This window comes from Caulobacter sp. Root1455 (genome assembly GCF_001426905.1).
Taxonomy (GTDB): Bacteria; Pseudomonadota; Alphaproteobacteria; order Caulobacterales; family Caulobacteraceae; genus Caulobacter.
This window is the reverse complement of the sequence record NZ_LMFQ01000020.1, coordinates 83985-108184: the sequence shown is the minus strand read 5'-3', so window position 1 is coordinate 108184 and position 24200 is coordinate 83985. Positions and strand designations below refer to the sequence as shown.

General features: G+C 69.3%; 23 protein-coding genes. 14 read left to right on the top strand and 9 right to left on the bottom strand.

What is annotated here, in order from left to right; translation table 11 throughout:
* The first annotated feature begins 4 nt into the window (after positions 1–4).
* Positions 5–1279 (top strand): glutamate-5-semialdehyde dehydrogenase, encoded by a 1275-nt coding sequence (locus ASD21_RS09955; RefSeq protein WP_056440176.1) that lies wholly within the window; start codon positions 5–7, stop codon positions 1277–1279.
* Complete coding sequence (locus ASD21_RS09950; protein ID WP_056440174.1) at positions 1245–1898, top strand: nicotinate-nucleotide adenylyltransferase; 654 nt, start codon at positions 1245–1247, stop codon at positions 1896–1898. The genes ASD21_RS09955 and ASD21_RS09950 overlap by 35 nt, the downstream gene beginning before the upstream one ends.
* A 34-nt stretch (positions 1899–1932) precedes the next feature.
* On the opposite strand, the gene ASD21_RS09945 is transcribed toward ASD21_RS09950, so the two are convergent.
* Entirely contained in the window at positions 1933–3036 is a 1104-nt protein-coding gene (locus tag ASD21_RS09945; RefSeq protein ID WP_056440172.1) for a hypothetical protein, read from the bottom strand.
* 269 nt (positions 3037–3305) lie between these two features.
* Between ASD21_RS09945 and rsfS the strand changes: the two genes are divergently transcribed.
* The 6 genes from rsfS (at position 3306) to ASD21_RS09915 (ending at position 9384) form a co-directional block, all read left to right on the top strand.
* Entirely contained in the window at positions 3306–3734 is a 429-nt protein-coding gene (gene rsfS / locus ASD21_RS09940) for a ribosome silencing factor (protein WP_162250233.1), read from the top strand.
* A gap of 157 nt (positions 3735–3891) precedes the next feature.
* A complete protein-coding gene (gene rlmH / locus ASD21_RS09935) occupies positions 3892–4356 on the top strand; it encodes a 23S rRNA (pseudouridine(1915)-N(3))-methyltransferase RlmH (RefSeq protein WP_056440170.1) in 465 nt (154 codons plus the stop codon).
* A 231-nt stretch (positions 4357–4587) separates the two neighbouring features.
* Positions 4588–5661 (top strand): murein hydrolase activator EnvC family protein, encoded by a 1074-nt coding sequence (locus ASD21_RS09930; protein ID WP_056440168.1) that lies wholly within the window; start codon positions 4588–4590, stop codon positions 5659–5661.
* Positions 5662–5804: 143 nt separating this feature from the next.
* Complete coding sequence (locus ASD21_RS09925) at positions 5805–7196, top strand: S41 family peptidase (RefSeq protein WP_056440166.1); 1392 nt, start codon at positions 5805–5807, stop codon at positions 7194–7196.
* A gap of 239 nt (positions 7197–7435) precedes the next feature.
* Positions 7436–8227 (top strand): tryptophan 2,3-dioxygenase, encoded by a 792-nt coding sequence (locus tag ASD21_RS09920; RefSeq protein WP_056440164.1) that lies wholly within the window; start codon positions 7436–7438, stop codon positions 8225–8227.
* Complete coding sequence (locus tag ASD21_RS09915) at positions 8203–9384, top strand: class V aminotransferase (RefSeq protein WP_056440162.1); 1182 nt, start codon at positions 8203–8205, stop codon at positions 9382–9384. Before ASD21_RS09920 ends, ASD21_RS09915 begins: the two co-directional genes overlap by 25 nt.
* 163 nt (positions 9385–9547) lie before the next feature.
* On the opposite strand, the gene ASD21_RS09910 is transcribed toward ASD21_RS09915, so the two are convergent.
* Positions 9548–11149: a GH35 family beta-galactosidase gene (locus tag ASD21_RS09910; RefSeq protein WP_056440159.1), complete on the bottom strand. Its 1602-nt coding sequence runs from the start codon at positions 11147–11149 to the stop codon at positions 9548–9550.
* Between the two features lie 167 nt (positions 11150–11316).
* Here ASD21_RS09910 and ASD21_RS09905 point away from each other — a divergent pair, with 167 nt between their 5' ends.
* The 4 genes from ASD21_RS09905 to ASD21_RS09890 are packed head-to-tail and all read left to right on the top strand — an operon-like array spanning position 11317 to position 15492.
* Complete coding sequence (locus ASD21_RS09905; protein WP_056440157.1) at positions 11317–12495, top strand: divergent polysaccharide deacetylase family protein; 1179 nt, start codon at positions 11317–11319, stop codon at positions 12493–12495.
* Positions 12492–13007 carry an RNA pyrophosphohydrolase gene (locus ASD21_RS09900; protein WP_156390681.1) on the top strand — a complete coding sequence of 172 codons (516 nt, stop codon included), beginning with the start codon at positions 12492–12494 and terminating at the stop codon, positions 13005–13007. The genes ASD21_RS09905 and ASD21_RS09900 overlap by 4 nt, the downstream gene beginning before the upstream one ends.
* 27 nt (positions 13008–13034) lie before the next feature.
* Positions 13035–14693 carry an alpha/beta hydrolase gene (locus tag ASD21_RS09895; protein WP_056440153.1) on the top strand — a complete coding sequence of 553 codons (1659 nt, stop codon included), beginning with the start codon at positions 13035–13037 and terminating at the stop codon, positions 14691–14693.
* Between the two features lie 49 nt (positions 14694–14742).
* Entirely contained in the window at positions 14743–15492 is a 750-nt protein-coding gene (locus tag ASD21_RS09890) for an alpha/beta fold hydrolase (RefSeq protein WP_156398341.1), read from the top strand.
* 15 nt (positions 15493–15507) lie between these two features.
* On the opposite strand, the gene sugE is transcribed toward ASD21_RS09890, so the two are convergent.
* From sugE to ASD21_RS09875, 3 genes are all read right to left on the bottom strand, one after another.
* Positions 15508–15831 carry a quaternary ammonium compound efflux SMR transporter SugE gene (gene sugE, locus ASD21_RS09885; protein ID WP_056441114.1) on the bottom strand — a complete coding sequence of 108 codons (324 nt, stop codon included), beginning with the start codon at positions 15829–15831 and terminating at the stop codon, positions 15508–15510.
* A gap of 183 nt (positions 15832–16014) precedes the next feature.
* A complete protein-coding gene (locus ASD21_RS09880; RefSeq protein ID WP_056440149.1) occupies positions 16015–16746 on the bottom strand; it encodes a hypothetical protein in 732 nt (243 codons plus the stop codon).
* Positions 16747–16915: 169 nt separating this feature from the next.
* On the bottom strand, positions 16916–17446 hold the full coding sequence (locus ASD21_RS09875) for an NMCC_0638 family (lipo)protein (protein WP_056440147.1): 531 nt from the start codon (positions 17444–17446) through the stop codon (positions 16916–16918).
* A gap of 303 nt (positions 17447–17749) precedes the next feature.
* Here ASD21_RS09875 and ASD21_RS09870 point away from each other — a divergent pair, with 303 nt between their 5' ends.
* Both ASD21_RS09870 and ASD21_RS09865 read left to right on the top strand, forming a co-directional pair.
* Positions 17750–18112, top strand: coding sequence for a response regulator (locus ASD21_RS09870; protein WP_056440145.1), 363 nt, complete (start codon positions 17750–17752; stop codon positions 18110–18112).
* A 58-nt stretch (positions 18113–18170) separates the two neighbouring features.
* Positions 18171–21014, top strand: coding sequence for a PAS domain S-box protein (locus ASD21_RS09865; protein WP_327019759.1), 2844 nt, complete (start codon positions 18171–18173; stop codon positions 21012–21014).
* A gap of 109 nt (positions 21015–21123) precedes the next feature.
* On the opposite strand, the gene ASD21_RS09860 is transcribed toward ASD21_RS09865, so the two are convergent.
* Genes ASD21_RS09860 through ASD21_RS09845 form a run of 4 tightly spaced genes read right to left on the bottom strand, consistent with a single transcriptional unit; the run spans position 21124 to position 24197 of the window.
* On the bottom strand, positions 21124–21384 hold the full coding sequence (locus tag ASD21_RS09860) for an ATP synthase F1 subunit epsilon (protein WP_056440141.1): 261 nt from the start codon (positions 21382–21384) through the stop codon (positions 21124–21126).
* Positions 21384–21632: a hypothetical protein gene (locus ASD21_RS09855; RefSeq protein ID WP_056440139.1), complete on the bottom strand. Its 249-nt coding sequence runs from the start codon at positions 21630–21632 to the stop codon at positions 21384–21386. Before ASD21_RS09855 ends, ASD21_RS09860 begins: the two co-directional genes overlap by 1 nt.
* Positions 21632–23254 carry a F0F1 ATP synthase subunit beta gene (atpD, locus tag ASD21_RS09850; protein WP_056440137.1) on the bottom strand — a complete coding sequence of 541 codons (1623 nt, stop codon included), beginning with the start codon at positions 23252–23254 and terminating at the stop codon, positions 21632–21634. Before atpD ends, ASD21_RS09855 begins: the two co-directional genes overlap by 1 nt.
* Positions 23255–23309: 55 nt before the next feature.
* Positions 23310–24197: a F0F1 ATP synthase subunit gamma gene (locus ASD21_RS09845; protein WP_056440135.1), complete on the bottom strand. Its 888-nt coding sequence runs from the start codon at positions 24195–24197 to the stop codon at positions 23310–23312.
* Between the last annotated feature and the right edge of the window lie 3 nt (positions 24198–24200).

Genomic DNA, 24200 nt, shown 5'->3' with positions numbered 1-24200 from the left:
TGGCATGGACGACGCGGGCATGAGCTTGCAGGCGACGATGACGGCGATGGGACAGGCGGCTCGGCACGGGGCGCAGGCCCTGCGCGTGGCCACGCCGGACCAGCGCACCGCCGCCCTGCGCGCCATGGCCGCCGCCATCCGCGCCGACGCGCCCGCCATCCTGGCCGCCAACGCCCGCGACCTTGAAAAGGCCGGGGCCGGCGGCCTGACCGCGCCGATGGTCGAGCGGCTGATGCTGAACGCCGAGCGCCTGGAAGGCGTCGCCGCCGGGGTCGAGGCCGTGGCCGCCATCCCCGACCCGCTGGGCGTCGAGACCGCCCGCTGGACGCGTCCCAACGGCCTGGACATCGCCCGGGTGCGCACCCCGATCGGCGTGATCGCCATGATCTTCGAGAGCCGGCCCAACGTCACCGCCGACGCCGCGGCCCTGTGCGTGCGCTCGGGCAACGCGGTGATCCTGCGCGGCGGGTCCGAATGCATCCAGTCCAACCTCGCCCTCCACGCGGCCATCGCCAAGGGGCTGAAGGCGGCGGGGATCTCGACCGACGCGGTGCAGATCGTCCGCACCCCCGACCGCGACGCGGTGGGCGCGATCCTGGGCGGGCTGGACCGCACGATCGACCTGATCATCCCCCGGGGCGGCAAGAGCCTGGTCGCCCGGGTTCAGCGGGAGGCCCGCGTGGCCGTGCTGGGCCACCTGGAGGGCCTGAACCACGTGTTCGTCCACGCGGCGGCCGACCCCAAGAAGGCCGTCGACATCGTGCTGAACGCCAAGATGCGCCGGGTGTCGGTGTGCGGCGCGGCCGAGACGCTGCTCGTCGACCGCGCGATCGCCGACAAGCTGCTGCCGACCATCGCCGACGCCCTGATCAAGGCCGGCTGCGAGCTGCGCGGCGACGGTCTCTCGCGGGCCATCGAGCCCACGATGAAAGCGGCCGTAGAGGCCGACTGGTCGACCGAATATCTGGCGCCGGTGATCTCGGTGGCCGTGGTCGACGGGGTGGAGGGCGCGGCCGCCCACATCGCCGCCTACGGCTCGGGCCACACCGACGCGATCGTCACGGAAGACGCGGCGGCCGCCGAGCGGTTCGTCGCCCTGGTCGACAGCGCCATCGTGCTGGTCAACGCCTCGACCCAGTTCGCCGACGGCGGCGAGTTCGGCTTCGGGGCCGAGATCGGCATCGCCACCGACAAACTCCATGCCCGCGGTCCGGTCGGGGCCGAGCAACTGACGACATTCAAATATGTGGTTCGCGGGACCGGCCAGACTCGTCCCTGAGGCCGGCCGGCCCGCCGCGCAGCGTCTTGGGCTCCATCTGGAGCCGGGCATGCGCGTCGGGTTGTTCGGCGGCAGCTTCAACCCGGCGCACGAGGGCCACGCCCACGTCGCCGAGACGGCGCTTCGACGCCTGGAGCTGGACCGGGTGATCTGGCTGGTCTCGCCGCAGAACCCGCTGAAGTCGGCGCACGAGACCCGGCCCCTGGTCGAGCGCATGGCCGGGGCGCGCCGCTGGGCGCGGGGCGGCGGCATGATCGTCTCCGACGCCGAGACGCGGCTGGGCTCGCAATATACCATCGACACCCTGCGGGTGCTGCGGGCCCGCTATCCGGGCGTGAAGTTCGTCTGGGTGATGGGCGCCGACAGCCTGGCCACCTTCCATCGCTGGCGGGGCTGGACTCAGATCATGCGCGAGGTTCCGGTGGCGGTGATCTCGCGGCCCTGGATCGCCCTGAAGGCCCGCACCTCGCCGGCCGCCCGCCGCTTCGCCTGGGCCCGCCGGCCCGCCAGCGCCGCGGCGATCCTGGCCGACGCCACCGCCCCGGCCTGGGTCTACCTGACCGGCCCGCTGAACTTCGCCTCGTCGACGGCCCTGCGCGGACGGCAGACGAAGGGGTAGCTCGCCGCTCCGCTCGAGAGCGGCGAGCCCGCCTCTAGGCCAGCGCGAGGGTCACCGACCGCGCGACGCCGTCGCCCCCCTTGAGCCAGAGCCTCAGGTGGGTGTTGTCGGCGATCTCGAACGTCATGTCGCCAGCATTGACCAAGGTCGGGTTCGACGAAGGCTGGAACGTCAGGTGTCCACCCACATAGAAGCTCTCGGCGATGGCGGTCAGGTGGCCGCGCCCGCTGGTGGTCGTGCCGCCGCCGGCGATCAGTCGGACGTCGAAGTCGTTGCCGTTGCCCGACGAGTTGAAGTCGACCAGGGCGTTGCCGGCGACCGTCTTGGAGCCCAGCTCAATCTGGGACGACACCCCGGTGATCTGGACGTTGCCGTTGACGTCGACCTTGAAGTTGGGGGCGGCGAAGGCGGCGTCGGAGAAGGTGAAGCCGCGCAGATCCACGCCGTTGGCGACCTGTCGCGGCCCGCCCGCCGCCCATTCGCTGCCGAACAGGGTGGTGGAGCTCCCGACGGGATCGCTTCCGCTGCGGTCGGTGAACAGCACGCCGTAGCGCCAGCCCACGGCCCCGCCCTGGGCGCCAATCCAGCACGCGGCGTCGACGATCGCCGCGGCGTGGTGAAGGCCCGAGATCAGGCTGGCCGCGCTGGCATAGGCGTAGCTCGAGCCGGCGTAGGAGAAGACGTCCGCCTCGATGGCCGAGACGTTGAGCCAGTTGGTGGCCCCGGCGCCCATGTAGGCGGCGGCCGACATCCCGAACAAGGCGCCCTTGGCGGTCGTCACGGCCAGGCCCGTGCCGTTGTCCGAGCTGAAGGCCGTCCCGAAGCCGGTGACGCCTACATAGTTGCGGTTCAGGTTCGACGTCGAGGTCGGCTGGTCCATCTGGAAGCTGCCGAACACGGCCTGACGGGCGCCGGTGTTGTTGGAGCCGTCGGCGATCAGGTCGTAGCGCAGGCCGTTGAAGAAGTCGTTGTGGGTGTCGCGATTGGTCCTGGCGAAGAAGTTCACGTCGCAGTTGGAGGCGATCTCGTTCGCGTCGCGAGCGGTCGTGACGGTCCCCGAGAACGCGCGGGGCGAGCCCTGGACGTCCCCGTTGGGGCTCATGTCGTGGCGGATCAGGCCGAAGGTTTCGGTAGGCATTTCGAATGTCCTCGTTGGTGTGGAATTTGACCAGGACAGGATCGCCGAGAGCCACGCCAGATTCGGTCGCAACGTGAACATAAAGAGAACATTTTAGAGACTCGGAGTCGGCGAGCGCTCGGCGAAAAGCCATCGATAGCGCGTTCGTCGACGGACCTCGGCGAACGCGCGAGGCCGTCGAAATCGCGCACGTCCACGTTCCCCCTCATCTTTTCGAGTCTTCCATGCTATGGGAGCTATTGCGCGAACCCCATCAAGGAGCATTTCCGCTGCGTAGCGACCCCGCGCCCCAGGCGCACGAGGGAACGGTTTCCCCCGAAACCTCGACCAAGAACGAGTCCGAGCTGGACCTGAGTATCAAGGCGCTCGAGACCCTGATCCTGTCGCGTCTCGACGACGACAAGGCCCAGGACATCGTCCACATCGACCTGACGGACAAGAGCTCGGTCGCCGACAGCCTGATCGTGGCGTCCGGCCGTTCGCATCGTCACGTCGGCGCCCTGGCCGACCACATCATCCGGGCGCTCAAGGAGAGCGGCTTCGGCAAGGCGCGGGTCGAAGGCCTGCCGCACTGCGACTGGGTGCTGATCGACGCCGGCGACGTGGTGGTCCACCTGTTCCGCCCCGAAGTCCGCTCGTTCTACAACATCGAGAAGATCTGGGCCGTCGACGCGCCGCACCGGATGGCGTCGAACTAGGCGTTCGCGGGGCCGCCCTCGTCCTTCGACAAGCTCGGGATGAGGGCTATTTATAGTCTGCGTCACCCTTGAAACCTCATCCTGAGCTGGTCGCCCATTCTTGCTTCGGATCGGCTTAGCCGATCCGGGGGACACGGGGTTTCAACGCAGGGCCTTGATGAAGATCACCCTCCTCACCGTCGGAAGGCTCGGCCGCATGGTCGAGGCGCAGCTGGCCGTGGACTACGCGTCCCGGGCCACCGCGTCCGGCCGCGCCCTGGCGCTGGGACCGGTCGAGATCGTCGAGGTCGAGGCCCGCAAGCCCGGCAAGGCCGCCGAGGCCGAGGTGCTGCGTCCGCACCTGGATGGCGCCTACGTCGTCGCCTGCGACGAGCACGGCAAGGTGCGGCCCAGCCGGGCCTTCGCCGAGCACCTGGGTCGGCTGCGCGACGACGGACACCGCAGGATCGTGTTCCTGATCGGCGGGGCCGACGGCCTGGATCCCTCGATCCTGGACGCGGCCGACGAGAGGCTGGCCTTCGGACCCCAGACCTGGCCCCACGCCCTGGCCCGCGCCATGCTGGCCGAACAGGTCTATCGCGCCGTCACCATCCTGGCGGGCTCGCCGTACCACCGGGATTAGGGTTCGCATCCTAACGCCCGTCATCCTCGGACTTGTTCCGAGGACCCCTAGGCCCGCCGCGCTGCCCGTTGGCGCGAGGCCGCAATCTCACAGCTCTACGGCCCATCGTTCTCTCGGCTGAAACAGGGGTCCTCGGAACAAGTCCGAGGATGACGGGCAGTGAGAGGATGACGACCGGTGGGGGATGGGTTTGGGTTGTCGCTGAAACTCAATGCAGGCATTGATCGCCCCATGTCGCGTCGCGTCGTCCTGATCACCGCCAGCCTCCTGGTCGCCCTGCTGGGCGCGGGCGGCCTCGTCGCGGCCCAGGTCGGCCAGCGCGGGTCGATCAGTCCGAAAGCCCCCACAAGCCAGAAAGCCCGGGACGAGCAGGCCGCCGCCGAGACCCGCCGCGAGATCGTCGACCTGCGCGGCGAGCTGGACGCCCTGGGCCGCCAGCGGGTCGACGCAGGCGACGACGTCGACCTCAAGCGCGCCCGGCTGGAGGCCCTGCACCAGCGCGAGTCGGCCCTGACCGCCGAGCTGGGCCGCGACCGGGGCCAGCTGGCCCGGCTGCTCAGCGCCCTGCAGCTCTTCCGCCGCGATCCGCCGCCGGCCCTGCTGGTCAGCCCCGGCGACGCCCGCGACGCGGTGCGGGCCGCGATCCTGATCCGCGCCATGACCCCCGAGCTGCAGGCCCGCGCCGACGGCTACGCCCGCCAGGCCCGCGCCGTCGCCGCCCTGCGCCGCGAGGCCGCGGCCGCCTCCGAGCAGCTGTTCACCGCCGAAAGCCTGGTCGCCGACCGCAAGGGCGAGCTGGAACGGATGATCGTCGAGAAGACCCAGCTCGAGCGCGCCTACGCCCAGGAGGCCCTGACCGGCGACGACCAGGGCACGCTGGGGGCGCTGACCGACGCCCTGTCGCCCAAGCCGGCGACCGGCCCGCTGAGCCTGAGATCGCCCGCCCCCGGACCGCTGGCCCGGCGCTTCGGCCAGGTGATGCCGGCCGGCGGCCGCGCGGCCGGCCTGACGATCCGCACGGAAAAAGGTCACGTCGTGGCCAGTCCCGCCGCCGCCGTGGTCGAATACGCCGGACCGCTGAACGGCTGGGGCACGGTCTTGATCCTGCGCGCCCAGGGCGCCTACCATCTGGTGCTGGCGGGAATGGACGAGGTTTCCGTCGGACCCGGACAATCTGTCGCACCCGGCGCGACCGTTGGCCGGATGGCGGACCATGGATCTTCGGAGCCAGAACTCTATTTCGAGGTCAGGGAAGATGGCGCCCCCGTCGATCCTGAGCGTTGGTTGAAACAGGGATCGCGGTAAACGGCTTTTTCAGCGATGATGGCCGTCAAATGAACAAAGCTCGGCCTCAGTAACGGGCGGAGCGATAAGTTTGAATGCGACGCTTCGGCGTCGAAAAAAGTTTAATGCGACGCTTCGCGTCGTCAGGGAGCCTTCCAGGCCACATGCGCAAGTACCTGCTCATCGGTGTTTCGGCCTTCGTCCTCGGCGCGGGGACCATGGCCTATGTCAGCCCCATCGCCCAGGCGACCAGTTCGACCAAGGGCCAGACCTACAAGATGCTGGAGCTGTTCGGCGACGTCCTGCAGACGGTCGACGCCCAGTACGTCTCCGAGGTCGACAACAAGAAGCTGATCGAGGCGGCGCTGGACGGCATGCTGACCAGCCTGGATCCGCATTCGGGCTACCTGTCGCCCGACAGCTTCGAGGACATGCAGGACACCACCCGCGGCGAATACGGCGGACTGGGCATCGAGGTCACCAGCGAGGACGGCGTGGTCAAGGTGATCTCGCCGATGGACGGCACGCCCGCCTCGCGGGCCGGCATCCAGGCCGGCGACTACATCACCTCGGTCAACGGCCAGTCGGTGCTGGGCCTGACCGTCAACGAGGCGGTCAAGCAGATGCGCGGCCCGGCCGGCGAGTCCGTCACCCTGACCATCGCCCGCGACAAGACCGACCCGTTCGACGTCAAGCTGACGCGCGAGATCATCAAGCCCAAGGCCGCCATCGCCCGGATGGAAGGCGACTACGGCTATGTGCGCCTGCCCGGCTTCAACGAGAAGGCCACCGACGCCCTGACCACGGCGATCACCGACCTGAAGGCCAAGAACCCCAACATGAAGGGGCTGATCTTCGACCTGCGCAACAATCCCGGCGGCCTGCTCGACCAGGCCGTGGGCGTCTCGGACGTGTTCCTGGACGGCGGCGAGGTGGTCAGCCAGCGCGGCCGCGACCCGCGCGACATCCAACGCTACAACGCCAAGCCCGGCGACCTGCTGAACGGCCTGCCGGTGGTGGTGCTGATCAACCAAGGCTCCGCGTCAGCGGCTGAAATCGTCGCCGGCGCGCTCCAGGACCGCCATCGCGCCGAACTGGTGGGCATCACCAGCTTCGGCAAGGGCTCGGTGCAGACGGTGATCCCGCTGCGCGGCGGGGCCGACGGCGCCCTGAAGCTGACCACGGCCCGCTACTTCACCCCGTCGGGCCGCTCGATCCAGAAGACCGGCATCGCGCCCGACCTGGAAGTGGCCCAGACCAAGGACCAGGCCCAGGACATCGCCAACCGCGTGTGGTTCAGCGAGGCCAGCTTCAAGAACGCGCTGAACGCCGACGAGGGCAAAAGCCGCCAGGGCGTCCACACGCCCGCCGAGGCCCCGCCCGCCGGTTTCGACGAGAAGAAGGGCGACTTCCAGCTGCAGCGCGCGATCGCCGTGCTGCAGGCCGGCTCGGTCCAGTCGGTGCCGAAACTGCCCAAGCCGGCCGCCAAGATCGCCGAAGTCACCGCCAAGGCCGCCGCCGCGGCCGGCAAGGGCCCGCCGATCGAGAAGAAGTAGACCCGTTTCCTTCCTCCCTTGCGGGATGAGGGGGCGCACGGACGCAAGACGCCGCGACAGCCGAAAGGCTGGTCGCGGCGTTTCTGTTCTCCGCCCCCTCGCCCGACCGCCTTCGGCGATCCCGAAGCGGCCGCTTGTTCTGCTTTGCGCGGGCGCCGCGAAACATCGTTTCGCGCCCGAGGCGATCCCCGAGCAAACGAGGACAAATGTGCCGCCCCGAACCGCCTAGGGTCGCCCTCATGGCGCAAGACATGACTTACGCGCGGTACCTCGCGCTGGACCAACTGCTCGCGGCTCAGCAGCCGTTGAGCGACCGTCACGATGAGATGCTGTTCATCGTCATCCACCAGGTCAAGGAGCTGTGGCTCAAGGAGATCATCCACGAGGTGCTCCTGGCCATGCGGCTGATCGCGGACGGCGACGTCGAGCCGGCCTACAAGGCCCTGGCCCGGGTCTCGCGGATCCAGACGGTGATGACCCTGTCGTGGGATGTGCTGGCGACGATGACGCCGGCCGACTATCTCAGTTTCCGGGGCGAGCTGGGCTCCAGCTCCGGCTTCCAGTCGCACCAGTTCCGCACCCTGGAATACCTGCTGGGCCTGAAGGACCAGAGCTTCCTGAAGTTCCACGCCGAGGGCTCGGACGCCCTGGCGCAGCTGCAAGCGGCCCTAGAGGCGCCCAGTCTCTATGACGTCGCCATCGCCCAGCTGGCCAAGGCGGGCCTGGCCGTGCCGGACGCGGTGCTGAACCGCGACTTCGCCCAGGCCTACGCGCCCTCGCCCGAGGTGGAGGCCGCCTGGCTGGAGGTCTATCGCGACACCCCGCGCTATTGGGAGCTGTACCAGCTGGCCGAGAAGCTGGTCGACCTGGACGACGCCCTGGTCACCTGGCGCCACAAGCACGTGCTGACCGTCGAGCGGATCATCGGCGGGCGGCCGGGCACCGGCGGCACCGACGGCATCGGCTACCTGGCCTCGACCCTGCGCCGGCGTTGCTTCCCCGAGCTGTGGTCACTGAGAACCAAGCTGTGAGCCTGGCGCGCAAGGACCTGTTCTCGCGCGCGCTGAGCGTTCCGGATCGGCTGCACATGGCCGCCCATAGCCATCATCTGTGGCCCGACGTCACCCTGGCCGCCCAGGTCGAGGCGTGGGAGGACGCCGCGATCCTGGCCGACCATAAGTGGGACAAGGCGCTGGGCCAGGTCTATCCGGCCGCCCAGGGCCTGGTCGCCCGCGAGCTCTCCTTGCCCTCGCCCGACAGCGTCGTCTTCGCGCCCAACACCCACACCCTGCTGGCGGTGCTGGTGTCGGCGGTCGGCAGGCGGCCCGTCCGGGTGCTGTCGACCGACGGCGAGTTCCACTCGTTCCGCCGCCAGGCCCAGCGCTGGGTCGAGGCCGGCGAGATCGCGCTGACCCTGGTGGAGAGCGACGGCCCAGACTTCGCCGAACGGTTCCTGGCCACCGCGCGTGAGGGTCAGTTCGACCTGATCTTCGTCAGCCATGTGTTCTTCAAGAGCGGCTTGGTCTTCGATCGCGTCTGGGAATTGGCCGACCTGGCCAGGCCCGAGGGACCGTGGGTGGTGGTCGACGGCTATCACGGCTTCCGGGCCGTTCCGACCGACCTGTCGACCGTGGCCGACCGGATCTTCTACTTGGCCGGCGGCTACAAGTACGCCATGGCGGGCGAGGGCGCGGCGTTCCTGCACGCGCCGCCGGGCTTTGGCCCGCGCCCGGCCCTGACCGGCTGGTACGCCGAGTTCGGCGACCTGGAGGGCCCGCCGGGCGGGGTGGGCTATGGGCGCGACGCTGGCCGCTTCCTGGGCGCGACCTTCGACCCGTCGGGTCTCTACCGCTTCGTGGGGGCGGGACGGATGCTGGAGGCCGAGGGCTTGACCACGACGGTGGTGGCCGAGCACGTGGCCGGCCTGCGGCGGAGCCTGCTGGCCCGGATCGCCGCCGGCGCGGCCGGGCCGCTGAAGGACGCCGTCGTCCTCAACCCGCCCGGAGACGGGCCGCAGGCCCGCTTCCTGGCCCTGCGCCACCCCAGCGCCCAGGCCTGGAAACTGGCCCTGGCGGCCCAGGGCGTGGTGGTGGACGTGCGCGACGACGTGCTGCGGGTCGGCCTTTCGATCTATCACGACGAGGCGGACCTGGCGGCGTTCTGCGCGGCCTGCGGGACCTTGGTCTAGGGCGATCGACATTCACGCTGAGTGCGTGGTCCTCGTCCTTCGACAAGCTCGGGATGAGGACCATTTACAGGTCGGAGTCGTAGAAAAACCTCATCCTGAGTTTGTCGAAGGACGAGGTTTTCACCCCAGACGCTGGATGCCGATACGCTCCAAGGAAGCGCCCTCACCGATACCGGTAGAGCCGCACCCGCTGGACGTCCAAGCCGTCCGGGGCCAGGCGCACATGCCGTCCCTGGTGCGTCTGGTCGCCGTTCAGCCAGCGGCCCTCGCGCCAGACGCCGTTCTCGTAGCGGCCTTCGCGCACGCTCTCGATGCCGGCGATCTCGCCCGGCCGGGTCGAGGCGAAGGTCAGGGTGATCCCCGCGCCCGCCACCAGGAACTCGTCGGGCGACAGCCGGATCACCAGCCCGCCATGCGTCTTGACGTCCTGCTTGTCGCGCGGGGTCCAGGGATCGACGAAGCCGACCGTCAGCTTCCAGTCGCCGAACACGGCTTCCTGGGCCTTGTCGTCGACGGCGCCGTCGAAGGTCACGGGCGGGCGGAAGCCGCGCATCGTCCCCTGCCCCCGGTTGGCCAGGATGACCGGCGAGAGCGTGTCCAGCAGGGCGTAGGCCTTGGACAGCGAGCTGTTCTCCGGCTGGTCGACCGACTCGATCGAGAACGGCGAGAAGCCGATGGCGTCGTGCTCGCCGAACGCCCACAGGGCGTTGGCCGGCGCCTCGGGCTTGCCGGCGTTGTTGGCCTCGGGGATGAACAGCGGATTGCCCGGCCGGTCGTAGGGGGCCGCCCGACGGGTGAAGTCGGAAAAGTAGATGTCCGGGGCCTGCAGATCGATCGACGGGGCGGCGGCCCGCCACACCTCGAACAGGTGCGGCAGGGGGCCGGCGCTGGGATAGCCGCCCGGCGCCGCGCCCGGCCTGTTCAGCGCGGCGTTGACGTACATCGGCAGCGGATAGGCCCGCTTGCCGGCGGCGGCCACGGCCTCGACATAGCGGCCGAACGACCAGGCCTGCCACAGCTCCTCGGTCGCCGGCCCGGTACCGAACACCGTCTCCCAGTCGCCCGAACCGGTCTTGCCCAGCGCCTTGAGCAGGGCCGGCGGGACCGGCTTTTTGAACTCGGCCTCGGCCTGGGCCGCGTGGTCGCGGGCCTGGGGGATCATGCCGACCTCGTTCTCGACCTGGACCATGATCACCGTGCGGCGCTCGCCGTCGACGGCTTTCAGGTGGGCCATCAGGGCGGCGAAGGCCTTGGCGTCGGCGGCCTGGTTGGCCGGGCTGACGGGCGACAGGATCTCCAGCGCCGTCCCCTCGGCCGTGCGGGCCCGCGGGAAGCGGGTCGTGTCGCGCTTGACCCAGGCCGGGGCGTAGCTGGACATGCTGTTCTTCCAGCTGCCGAACCACAGCAGGACCAGCCGCGTGTCATGGGCGCGGGCCTGGGCGATCACGCCGTCGACGACCGTGAAGTCGAACCGGCCCTCGACCGGCTCGATCTGGTCCCAGCTGACCGGGGCCAGCAGGGTGTTGAGGTTCAGGGCCTTCAGGGTCGGCCATTGGGCCGCCAGATAGTCCAGGCTCGAGGCGCTGGAATTGCCCAGCTCGCCGCCCAGGATCAGGAACGGCTTGCCGTCGACCAGCAACTGGGTCGTGTCGCCCTGGCGGGCCAGGCGCGGAATGTCCTCGGCGGCGGCGGGCGTGGCCAGCAGGCCGGCGGACAGCGCCAGCGCGCCCAGAGTCGAGACAAGGATCGGGAGGAGGGATCGCATCGGAGGTCAGATGATCCCATGCGAATGGTCGGATCAATGATGAAGATCGACCGTCCTCGTCCTGGCCCCTCCTCCCGGGCTTTCAGGACGTTTTTGGAGGGCCGCGCGCCAGTCCGTCGCACCCCTCGTTAACCATATGTTCGAAGCTTGCCGGCTATCTGGCTCCCATGGCCGTGACCTTCTCTCGCAAGCCCGCCTACAGCGTCGCCGTGTCCGCGGACGACCGCGAGCACGGCGATCTGCGCGCCAGGATCCTGGCGGCGGCGGCCAATCCGTTCATCGGCGCCAGCGCCGCGGCCTTCCTGTTCCTGCTGAGCCTGGCCCTGCTGGTGCTGGTGACCGGCGATCCCAACAAGGGCTCGCCCCTGGTGCGCGCGCCGCTCGACAAACTCGGCACGACCAAGAACATCCCCCAGGGCTGGCGGGAGGCCCTGGTCCCCGAGGGCGACCGCGAGGCGCCGCTGCTGCCCGGCGCCCTGGACCTGTCGAACCTGCCGTTCCTGGGCCACGCCGACGAGCCCGCCGAGGCCGACGCCATCGTTGCCCCCTCGCCGATCGCGGCCGTCACCGGTCCGCTGCCGGCCGCGCCGCTGGCCGGCCTCTACGCGCCCGGTCCCGGCGGCGGCGTCCTGCCGGTGATCGCCGCCGACGGCCGCACGGCGGCCGAGGCCTACGCCCGCCCGTTCACCGCCGACGGCCGTCCGCGCGTCGCCCTGGTGATCGGCGGCCTGGGCCTGAACCCCCAGACCACCCGCGCGGCCATCGAGACCCTGCCGCCCGAGATCACCCTGTCGTTCGCGCCCTATGCCGAGGGCCTGCAGGGCTGGATCGACCTGGCCCGCAGCCACGGCCACGAGGTGCTGCTGGAAGCGCCGATGGAGCCGGTCGACTATCCCGCCAACGATCCGGGCCCCTACACCCTGATCGCCGCCAACCGGCCCGAGGACACCGTGCGCAAGCTGGAGTGGCTGATGTCGCGCGCCACCGGCTATTACGGCCTGACCAACTATCTGGGCTCGCGCTTCGTCACCAGCGACACGGCGATGACCACCTTCACCCTGGCCCTGAAGGCTCGCGGCCTGGCTTTCATCGACGACGGCCAGGCGTCCCTGCGCGGCGGTCCGATCCCCCGCGCTTCGGCCGACCGGATCATCGACGACGAACTGGCGGCCGGCTCGATCGACGGCCAGCTGAAGATGCTGGAGGTCGGCGCGGCCGGTCGCGGCCAGGCCCTGGGTTCGGGCTTCGCCTATCCGGTGACGATCAACCAGGTGCGCCTCTGGGCCGCCGGCCTGGCCGGGAGGGGCTTGCAACTGACCCCCGCCTCGGCCATGGCCAAGCGATGAGCGCCGGCCACACGCCCCCGTCTTCGCCTTTGGGCGAGACCCATCCCGATCATCGCCCCAATGTCGGCGTCGTGCTGTTCCACCCGGACGGCCGCGTCTGGCTGGGCAAGCGTCACAACCAGCCGCCGCCCTACAACTGGCAATTTCCGCAGGGCGGCGTCGACGACGGCGAGGATCTGCTGGCCGCGGCGCGTCGCGAGCTGGCCGAGGAGACCGGCGTCACCTCGATCGAATATCTGGGCCGCACCGAGAACTGGCTGATCTACGACTTTCCCGCCGACTTCGCCGCCTCGAAGAAAGCCCGTGGATTCAAGGGTCAGAAGCAGGTCTGGTTCGCTTTTCGGTTCCTCGGCGACGAGTCCGAGATCGATCTGGAGGCCGACGCCCATGTCGAGTTCGACGCCTGGAAATGGGGCGCTCTCGACGAAACGCCCGAACTGATCGTACCTTTCAAACGAGCGGTATACGAACAGGTCGTTTCCGCGTTTGGTGGGTTCGCGCGCGGCGGCTGAAATCTTGCCGCGCTGGAGGGGTAGGGCATGGCGGACACGATCCTGCTGATCCACGGCTACGGTTGCGCCGGGGACGTCTGGGATCCCATGGCCGCGCGGCTGCGGGCCGAGGGCTACCGCGTCGTCGCGCCGACCATCCGCTCGGCCGTGCGCACGGTCGACGGCCCCCGGGCGGGCCTGGCCGGCCTGACCCTGGCCGACTATGTCGCCGAGATGAGCGCCCTGGCCCAGGCCCTGGCCAAGGAGGACGGCAGGCGGCCGATCGTCTTCGGCCACTCCATGGGCGGACTGATCGCCCAGAAGGTCGCCGAGGCCGGCCACGCCGATCGCCTGGTGCTGTTCGCCCCCGCCTCGCCGGCCGACGCCCGCGGCAAACCCAAGCTCTCGCCGGTCTTCACCTTCCTGAACATGGCCCTACAGTCCAAGCCCGAGACCAGGGCGGGCAAGATGTGGAAGACGGGCTTCAAGTTCGGCGTCATGAACGTCGTGCCGGCCCCGCGCCACGACGCGCTGTACGCGACCATGGTCCACGACAGCGGGCAGGTGCTGGCCGACCTGGCCTGGCCGCACAAGGATCCGAACAGGGCCGCCCATGTCGACGCCGCGAAAGTGACCGTCCCCGTGCTGGTCCTGGCCGGCGCCCTGGACCGCACCACGCCTCTCGAGGACGTGCAGAAGGTCGGCCGGAAATATCCGGCCGCCGACTTCAAGATCTACCCCAACAACGCCCATTACCTCATAGACGAGCCAAACACGATGAGCATTCTCGACGACGTGATCGCCTGGCTGACGGGCAAACCGAAAGCCGCACCGGCCCCGCCCGCGGCTCCCAAGCCCGCTTCGACGCCGGGGCCCGAACCCGTGAAGGCCGCTGAGCCCGCGCCGGCTCCCGCCCCGGCTCCGGCCAAACCCGTGCCGACCCCGGCCGCCACGACCCCCGCCGCGAAGGCCGCGCCCCCGAAGGCCGCGCCGAAGGCCAAGGCCGCGCCCGCCAAGAACGCCGGCGCCCCCGTCGAACGGTTTGGCCCGGGCACGAAGGGTCCCAAGCCAGACGAACCCACCCCGAGGTCGGCCGCCAAGGTTCCGGTGAAGTCCGTCGCCGCGCCGAAGGCCCCGGCCAAACCGAAGGCCGCCGCCAAGCCCGCTCCGGCCAAGGCGGCCGCGCCCAAGGCGGCGCCGGCCCCCAAGGTCGCCAAGGCCGCGCCGGCCCCGAAGCCGGCGGCCGCGAAAGCCCCGGCCAAACCCAAGGCCCCCGCCAAGCCTGAGGCCAAGCCCGCCGCCGCCAAGGCTCCGGCCAAGACCGCCGCGCCGAAGCCGGCCGCCAAGGCCGCCCCGGCCGCGAAGGCTCCGGCCAAGACCGCCGCTCCCAAGGCCGCGCCCAAGCCCGCCGCCCCCGTGAAGGCCCCCGCCAAGGCCGCCGCGCCGAAGGCCGCTCCGGCTCCGAAGGTCGTCAAGACCGCTCCGGCCGCCAAGCCCAAGGCCGCGACGGCGAAAGCGCCCGCCAAGGCCGCGCCCGCCCCCAAGGCGCCGTCGGCTCCGAAGCCGGCCGCCAAGCCGAAGGCCGCGGCCAAGCCCGCCGCCGCCAAGGCTCCGGCGAAGGCGGCGGCCTCGAAGCCCGCCCCGAAGCCAGCCAAGGCCCCTGCGGCAAAGTCGACCGCCAAATCTTCACCCGCGCCGAAGAAGTAGCGTGTAGGCTGAACCCTCGGCGCTTTGGCCGAACGAACGGGCGGGACGCGTGGCGACTCCGGTGATCATGGTGCACGGCGCCTTCTGCGGCGGCTGGACGTTCGATGCGTTCCGCCGACCGTTCGAGGCCGCCGGCCACGTCGTCCAGACCCCTGACCTGCTGGGGCATGGCGACGGGGCCCTGGTCGCCGGCCGCTCGATGGCCGACTACGCCCAGCAGGTCGCCGCGCTCTGCGAGGCCTGCGACGCGCCGCCGATCCTGGTCGGCCACTCGATGGGCGGGCTGGTGGCCCAGATGGCGGCGGCCCGCGCCCCGGTGTCGCGGCTGATCCTGCTGGCCCCCTCGCCGCCCTGGGGGATCACCGGATCGTCGCTGGAGGAAGCGGCGTCGGCCGTCAGCCTCTACGCCCTGGGCCCCTACTGGCTCCAGGCCGTGGCGCCGGACTACGGCGTGGTCGAAGGCTACACCCTGGACCGCCTGCCCCGTGACCAGCGCAAGGCGCTTTACGGCCGCATGGTCGCCGAAAGCGGCCGGGCGCTGTGGGAGACACTGAACTGGTTCATGGACCCGTTCATGACCACCCACGCCGGACCGGTGGGCGTTCCGACCCTGGCGATCGCCGGGGGCAAGGACGTGATCCATCCGGCGGCCACCGTTCGCCAGACCGCCGCGCGGCTGGGTGGATCCTGCGAGGTCTTCCCGGCGATGAGCCACTGGCTGCCCGGCGAGCCGGGCTGGGAGGCCGTCGCCGAGGCGTGCCTCGACTTCATCGCCGACGAGAACCGCGCGGCCGCCTGAGGCCACGTTCCGTGTTCAGTGGGTCGGGGTGAACAGCTTCAGCCCCAGGATGCCCGAGACGATCAGCGCCAGACAGACCAGCCGCCCCGCCGTGGCCGGCTCCTTGAACAGCAAGATGCCGACGATGGCCGTGCCGACCGCGCCGACCCCGGTCCACACCGCATAGGCCGTGCCCAGCGGCAGCGACTTCACCGCCCAGCCCAGCAGGCCCATCGAGGCGACCAGGCTGATCCCGGTCAGGACAGTGGGGATCGGGCGGGTGAAGCCTTGCGTGAACTTCAGGCCCACGGCCCAGCCGATCTCGAACAGACCGGCGACGAAGAGGATGACCCAGGCCAAGACCGGCTCCTGCGGCAAGCGTTTTCAAGCGAAGTGGAAACCGGTTCGCGTGAAGAAAACGCGCCCCAAAAAGGGCGAGCGGGGTCGTCCCCGGAAGAATAGGAAAAGGCGCGGGGTCGTCCCCGCGCCTTTGACTAGATAGGACCACCGGACCGGAGAGCAAGCCCCCGGCTCCGACGCCGCTTAGCGGCTGGTGGTGCTGTACAGGATCTGGGCCCGCTCGAAGTTCTTGCCGATCGAGCTGTCGTCCAGCTTCTTCAGGCGCATGTAGACCAGGCCGGCGTGGCCGTCGGCCCAGGCGTCGTCCCACGAGACCGTCAGGCGCTTGACGTCGCTGACCGTCAGGTCGTTGCGGATCAGGCGAAGCTGCGGCTTGTTCTCCCAGGTCGCCCAGTCGTGCAGGGCGTTGGCCAGTTGCTGGGCCTGGGCGTCGCCCTGGGCGTACTGGATGGTGACGGTGCAGACGTTCTTGTTCGAGCCGGGGTTGTCGACGGCGATCAGATACGGCTTGCCGATATCCATCACCCACTGCTCTTTTTTCTTCTTCATGCCGGCGGCCTTGGCCAGGGACGGCACGTCGCCGCCGACCACGGCCGGCTTGCAGACCTTGTCCAGCACGCCCAGCAGCTGCAGCGAGACCGGGTCGGTGGTGGGCGGACCACGGGTCGGCGCGACATATTCCGGGGCCTGGCCGGCGGGCGGCGCGGCCACGGCGGGCGTCGCCATCATGGCGTCGGCCGGGGCGGCGGGGGCGGCCGGAGCAGCCGGGGTCTGGGCGGCCGGGTCGGCGACCGGCGCCGGCGTCGCGGCGGGCGCGGCGGCGGGCGCGGTCGGAGCCGTCGGAGCGGTCTGCTCCTGGGCGACGGCGGTGGAGACCGCGCCGAGGGCGATCAGGCTGGCGAGCGCAAGGCGCATGGTCGAGTTATCCCCGTTAGGCAAGAGGTCGGCATTAAAACCGACAGGCGTTCCCTCGCAACCCTTATGGTGACGGATTAAGGCGGAGAATGGGTCACAGGTGTAATTTTCTCGCCCCACGGGTGCGGCGTGACGTCTCAGGGGCGAAAGTCAGAGGCCGCCAAGCCGCTCAGGGCTTGGCGGTGTTCAGCAGGAAATTCGGGGCGTCGGGGAAATTGGCCGCCACGACGTCCATCTTCAGGCCCGGATAGGCCGGCGACACATAGTGGCCCTGCTGCATCAACTGATCGCTCTCGCTGATCTTGACGAAGCCGGAGCCGACGGCGATGCCCGCGTGGATCGTGATGGCGCGCAGCAGCTGGGCGAAGGCGGCGGGGTCGCTGGTGACCGGCTGGGCGCCGTCGTAGTAGCCGACCTGGCAGAAGCCGCCCTGCGGCGACTGGGCCAGGTAGAACCGCGCGTTGGCCGGCGACACCCAGACCTTGGTCGCCGGTCCCTGCCACATCGCCTTGATCGAGGCGGGCGCCGGCTTCCAGCCGAGCTTGGCGGCCGAGACAGCCACCGCCGCGGCGTTGGTTCCGGCGGGCAGGCAGACCGACTTGAAGACGTCGACCACCTCCTGGCGATAGGTCGGAGCGGCCTGGGCCGAACCGGCGGCCAGCAAGGCCGTCGAAATGAGGATGGTCGCCAAAGCCCGCATCGGTGTTTCCCCGGCGCCCGGACGGCGCGGTCGGCAGCTTAAGCGCAATCGCGGGGTCGCAGAACAACGTTATGTGACGCCGCGACCTTGGGCCAGACGCGGTGGGCGTCACCGCCCGGCGCGCCGAATTTACTTTCCGTGCAACCCGACAGGGGTTCGGTGCTATTCAAGGCGGGTTCCGCGCCCAGGACGCATTTGTCGTCCTCGGTATTTCTCCAGCCCCATGCTCGGTGTCGAGCGCGCGGTCTGTCGGAAGCGGGCAAGGTGCGTTCTCTTGAAGCAGTCAAGTCGTTCGAGCGTCTGATGGCGGTCGTTCTCGTCGTCGAAGATGAAGTCTTCATTCGCCAGGCGGCGGAGTGGGCGATCGAGGATCTCGGTCATACGCCCCTGATGGCGGAGGATCTGGCCGGCGCGCTGACCCACCTCTCCACCGCCGACCACATCGATGTTCTGTTCGTCGACATTCGCCTGAACGCGCTGTCGCTCGGCGGATACGAGGTCGCCAATCAAGCCATCACCCTGCGGCCGGGTCTGCGGGTGCTCTACACTTCGGGCCGCCCCTTGACCCCCGAGATGAGCGATCTGTTCGTCGGCGGCGGCCAGTTCATCCAGAAGCCCTATTCTCCCGAGCAGCTTGAAATCTCCGTGGGCAAGCTGCTGCACTAGGGCCCCGTGATCCTTCAAGTCGAGGGCATGGTCGGTCTGTTCCGAGTCAGGAAACGTCATCTCAAGCCCCAAGGCGGCGCCGAGCGACCGGCAGTCACGCACTCAGACCGCGAAGAGCCCCGCGGCGGGTCAGACCGAGGAATCCATCGTCAAGGCCGGCGCCCTGCAGAGCGCCATCTTCAACAGCGCCAACTTCTCCAGCATCGCCACCGACGCCAAGGGCGTGATCCAGATCTTCAATGTCGGCGCCGAGCGGATGCTGGGCTACACGGCCGCCGAGGTGATGAACACCATCACGCCGGCCGACATCTCCGATCCACAGGAGCTGATCGCCCGGGCGCGGGCCCTGAGCGCCGAGCTGGCGACGGACATCACGCCCGGCTTCGAAGCCCTGGTGTTCAAGGCCTCGCGCGGGATCGAGGACATCTACGAGCTGACCTACATCCGCAAGGACGGCACGCGGTTTCCGGCCGTCGTCTCGGTCACCGCCCTGCGCGACGCGGCCGGGGCGATCATCGGCTACCTGCTGATCGGCACCGACAACACCGCGCGCAAGGAGGCCGAGGAGGCGCTGCTCAAGGCCGGCGCCCTGCAGAGCGCCATCTTCAACAGCGCCAACTTCTCCAGCATCGCCACCGACGCCAAGGGCGTGATCCAGATCTTCAACGTCGGCGCCGAGCGGATGCTGGGCTACACGGCCGCCGAGGTGATGAACACCATCACGCCGGCCGACATCTCCGATCCCCAGGAACTGGTCGCCCGCGCCCGGGCCCTCAGCGCCGAGCTGGCGACCTCGATCGAGCCGGGCTTCGAGGCCCTGGTGTTCAAGGCCTCGCGCGGGATCGAGGACATCTACGAGCTGACCTACATCCGCAAGGACGGCACGCGGTTTCCGGCCGTCGTGTCGGTCACGGCCCTGCGCGACGCGGCCGGCGCGATCATCGGCTACCTGCTGATCGGCACCGACAACACCGCGCGCAAGCTGGTCGAGGAGCAGCAGAAGCGGTCGGATCAACGCCTTCGCGACCAGCAATTCTACACGCGCTCGCTGATCGAATCCAATATCGACGCTCTGATCACGACCGATCCGGCGGGCATCATCACCGACGTCAACAAGCAGACCGAGGCCCTGACCGGCTCGACCCGCGACGAGCTGATCGGCGCGCCGTTCAAGGACTGCTTCACCGATCCCGAGCGCGCCGAGGCGGGCATCAAGCGCGTGCTCGCCGAGAAGTCGCTGACCGACTACGAGCTGACGGTTCGAAGCCGCGACGGCAAACAGACCGTGGTCTCCTACAACGCCACCACCTTCTACGATCGCGGCCGAACGCTGCAGGGCGTCTTCGCCGCCGCGCGCGACGTCACCGAGCGCAAGCGGGTCGAGGCCGAGCTGCAGCAGGCCAAGGCCCACGCCGAGAGCGCCAGCGCGACCAAGTCCGACTTCCTGGCCAGCATGAGCCACGAGATCCGCACGCCGATGAACGCGGTCATGGGCATCGCCGATCTGCTGGCCAAGACCACGCTGACGCCGGAGCAGGACAAGTACGTCCAGATCTTCCGTCGCTCGGGCGACAACCTGCTCAACCTGATCAACGACATCCTGGACCTGTCGAAGGTCGAGGCCTCGCAGCTCGATCTCGAACAGACCGGCTTTTCGCTGAGCGATCACCTGGAGAAGGCGATCGAGATGGTGTCGGCCAAGGCGCAGGAGAAGGGCCTGACCCTGACCTGCGCGATCGCCCCCGGTGTCAGCAACGACCTGGTCGGCGATCCGACCCGTCTGCGCCAGGTCCTGCTCAACCTGCTGGGCAACGCGATCAAGTTCACGGAGGCCGGCGAGGTCGCCCTGAAGGTCGAACGGGATCTCGACGGCCGCGTGCCGACCGCCTTGAGATTCTCGGTGTCCGACACCGGCATCGGGATCGCCGACGACAAGCTTGGCCGCGTGTTCGAGCGCTTCACCCAGGCGGATTCCTCGACGACCCGGCGCTTTGGCGGTTCGGGCCTGGGGCTGACGATCTCCAAGCGCCTGGTCGAGCTGATGGGCGGACGGATCGGGGTGACCAGCGTCGTAGGCCAGGGCAGCGTCTTCGAATTCTCGGTGCCGTTCGAGGTCTGGGCGGCCGCCAACCGGCCGGTCAGCGCGCCCGTGGGCCATGGCCCCGAAGCGCCCTTGCCGCCGCTCCGTATCCTGATGGCCGAGGATTCCGCCGACAACTGCACGATCGCCCTGGCCTATCTCGAGGACACGCCCTACCTGATCGACGTGGCCGAGACGGGGCTGATCGCCTGCGAGATGTTCAAGGCCGGACACTACGACCTGCTGCTGATGGACCGGCAAATGCCGGTGATGGACGGCCTGACCGCGACGCGGGCGATCCGCGCCTGGGAAAAGGCCCATGACCGTCAGCCCACCCCCATCATCGCGCTCACGGCCTCGGCCCTGAAGGGCGACCGCGAGACCTGCCTGGCGGCGGGCTGCACGGCCTATCTGACCAAGCCGATCAAGCAGGACGTGCTGCTGCAGGCGATCAAGGACTATTCGGCCGTCTCGCCGCCCCTCCCGCAAGGCGCCGATCCGTCTACGGACGTTGTCGAGGCCCCCAAGCCCTGGCGGCCGAGCGCGCGGCTCGCGGCCCGCGTTCCGGCCTATCTGGAGAGCTGTCGCGAGCATGTCGTCGCCATGGGCGACGCGCTGAACCGCGACGACTTCGAGGCGGTGATCCTTCTGGGGCACAACATGAGGGGGTCCGGCGGCGCGTTCGGCTTCCTGGCGATCACCGACTTCGGCGCGAGCCTCGAGCAGGCCGCCGAGGACGCCGACCTGGCCGCCTCGCGCCGGCTGGTCGGCGAACTCTCGCGGTACCTGGACATCCAGCGCGCGACGCCGCCGGTGGCCTGAGAGGGCCCGGAGGCCGTCGGCGATATCCGCGCCGCCAAACACAAAACGGCCCGGACGCTTTCACGCCCGGGCCGTCATGTCTCGAGCCCGAAGGCGGGTCTTCGCGGCCTTAAGCCGCCTCGACCGCGTGTTCGGCCAGGATCGTGAAGCCGTCGGGACCGACGTCCGCGAACCCGCCCTGGATGTCGAACAGGCGGACCTTGGCGCCGTCGCGGACCGTGACCCGGCCTTCGCGCAGGGTGGTCATGAACGGGGCGTGGCCCGGCAGGACGCCGAAGTCGCCTTCCGCGCCCGGGGCGTCGACCTGATCGACCTCGGCCGAGAACAGTTCGCGCTCGGGCGCGACGAGGGAGAAGTGCAGCTTAGCCATTATTCCACGATCTCCACGGCGCCGAGCGCCGCCTCGATGTCTTCGTCGGTCTGGATCTCGGTCCCGCAGAACGGGCAGAAGCGGATGGTGGCCAGCACGACGCCGGTTTCACCATCCTCTTCCCGATGACCCAGATTGAGCAGGATCAGACCGCTGTCATGCTCGATCAGCGAGGCTTCGGGGTCCGAAGACACCGCATCCTCGAGTTCTTCGCAGCAGAAGTTGATCAGCTCGAGTTCGTCGGTCATTACGCTTCGCCAGCCAGCTTTTCAGCCTTGGCCACCGCTTCTTCGATCGGGCCGACCATGTAGAAGGCGGCTTCCGGCAGGTGGTCGTACTCGCCGTCCACGATGCCCTTGAACGAGCGGATGGTGTCCTTCAGCTGGACGAAGGCGCCGGGCGTGTTGGTGAACTGCTCGGCGACGTGGAACGGCTGGGACAGGAAGCGCTGGATCTTGCGGGCGCGGGCGACCGTCAGCTTGTCCTCTTCCGACAGCTCGTCCATGCCCAGGATGGCGATGATGTCCTTCAGGGCCTTGTACTGCTGCAGCACTTCCTGGACCGAACGGGCCACGTCGTAGTGCTCTTGGCCGATGATCAGCGGGTCCATGATCCGCGAGGTCGAGTCCAGCGGATCGACGGCGGGGAAGATGGCCTGGGCGGCGATGTCGCGGCTCAGAACGGTGGTGGCGTCCAAGTGGGCGAACGAGGCGGCGGGCGCCGGGTCGGTCAGGTCGTCGGCGGGCACGTAGATGGCCTGGACCGAGGTGATCGAGCCCTTGTTGGTCGAGGTGATGCGCTCCTGCAGGTTGCCCATCTCGGTGGCCAGGGTGGGCTGATAGCCCACGGCCGAGGGGATGCGGCCCAGCAGAGCCGACACTTCGGCGCCGGCCTGGGTGAAGCGGAAGATGTTGTCGACGAACAGCAGCACGTCCTTGCCTTCTTCATCGCGGAAGTACTCGGCGATGGAGAGGCCGGTCAGGGCCACGCGGGCGCGGGCGCCCGGGGGTTCGTTCATCTGGCCGTAGACCAGGGCGCAGCGGCTGCCTTCGGTCGAGCCGTTGATCTTCGGGTCCACGTTGACGTTGGACTCGATCATCTCGTGATAGAGGTCGTTGCCTTCGCGGGTGCGTTCGCCCACGCCGGCCAGAACCGAATAACCGCCGTAAGCCTTGGCGATGTTGTTGATCAGTTCCTGCATGGTCACGGTCTTGCCCACGCCGGCGCCGCCGAACAGGCCGATCTTGCCGCCCTTGGTGTAGGGGCACATCAGGTCGATGACCTTGATGCCCGTGACCAGCACTTCAGCCGTGTTGGTCTGCTCGGCGAAGGACGGGGCGTCGCGGTGAATGGTGCGATAGATGTCCGACTTGATCGGGCCCTGCTCGTCGATCGGCTCGCCGATGACGTTCATGATGCGGCCCAGGGTGCCGGGACCGACCGGAACGCGGATCGACTCGCCGGTGTCGCGAACTTCCTGGCCGCGGACCAGACCTTCGGTGGCGTCCATGGCGATGGCGCGGACGGTGTTCTGACCCAGGTGCTGGGCGACTTCGAACACCAGGCGCTGGCCCGAGGCGATGTTGACGGTTTCCAGGGCGTTGAGGATCGCCGGCAGCTCGCCGGTGAACTCGACGTCGACGACGGCGCCGATGACCTGCACCAGCTTGCCGGTGCCGGCGCCGATGGTGTCGGGCTTTTCGCGGGTTCCGGCGACCTTCGAAGCGGGCGCGGCCTTGGGGGCGGCGGGCTTCTTGGCGGCGGCGGTCGCGGCGGCGGCCTTGGGAGCGGCGGCAGCCTTCGGAGCGGCGGGCGTCTTCACGGCGGCCGGCTTGGCAGCGGCGGGAGCCTTAGCGGGGGTCTTGGCCATGGCGTTCAGTGTCTTTCGTGCGTCTTCTGCGGGCGTTTTATGGTGAGGTTCAGGATCAGACGGCTTCGGCGCCGGAGATGATCTCGATCAGCTCCTTGGTGATCTGGGCCTGACGTGAGCGGTTATATTCGAGGGTGTAGCGTTTGATCATGTCGCCGGCGTTGCGCGTGGCGTTGTCCATCGCCGTCATCTGGCTGGCGTAGAAGCCGGCCATGTTGTCGAGCAGGGCCGACAGGATCTGGACTGTCAGGTTGCGCGGCAGCAGGGTCTCGAGGATGGCCTCTTCCGAGGGCTCGTACTCGTAGACCGCCTGGGCGCCGCCTTGGGCCGCGGCCGGGGCGCCGCCGCCGTCGACCGTCGCCGGGATCAGCTGCAGCGCGGTCGGGATCTGCTGAACCACCGACTTGAAGCGGCTGTAGAACAGGGTGACCACGTCGACGTCGCCAGCTTCGTAGAGCTGGGTGACGACGTCGGCGATCGGCTGGGCGACCGTCAGGGTGAACTGGCGATAGGCCGACAGGTCGAAGTTCTCGACGATGCGGTCGCTGTAGAGGCGGCGCAGCTGGGCGGTCGACTTCTTGCCGATGCAGATGATCTTCACGTCCTTGCCCTCGCGGACCAGGCTGTCGATCTTCTCGCGCGCGGCGCGGACGATCGACGAGGTGAAGCCGCCGGCCAGGCCGCGGTCGGCGGCGGCGACGATGATCAGGTGACGATCGTCGCGGCCGGTGCCGGCCAGCATCGCGGGCGCGCCGTCGCCGGACACGCCGGCCGCCAGGTTGGCGATCACCGCCGCCAGACGCCGGGCGTAAGGACGGGCGGCCTCGGCCGCGTCCTGGCTCCGGCGCAGCTTCGCGGCCGCCACCATCTGCATCGCTTTCGTGATCTTCTGCGTCGCCTTGACGCTTGCGATCCGATTGCGCATTTCCTTTAGGCTTGCCATCCG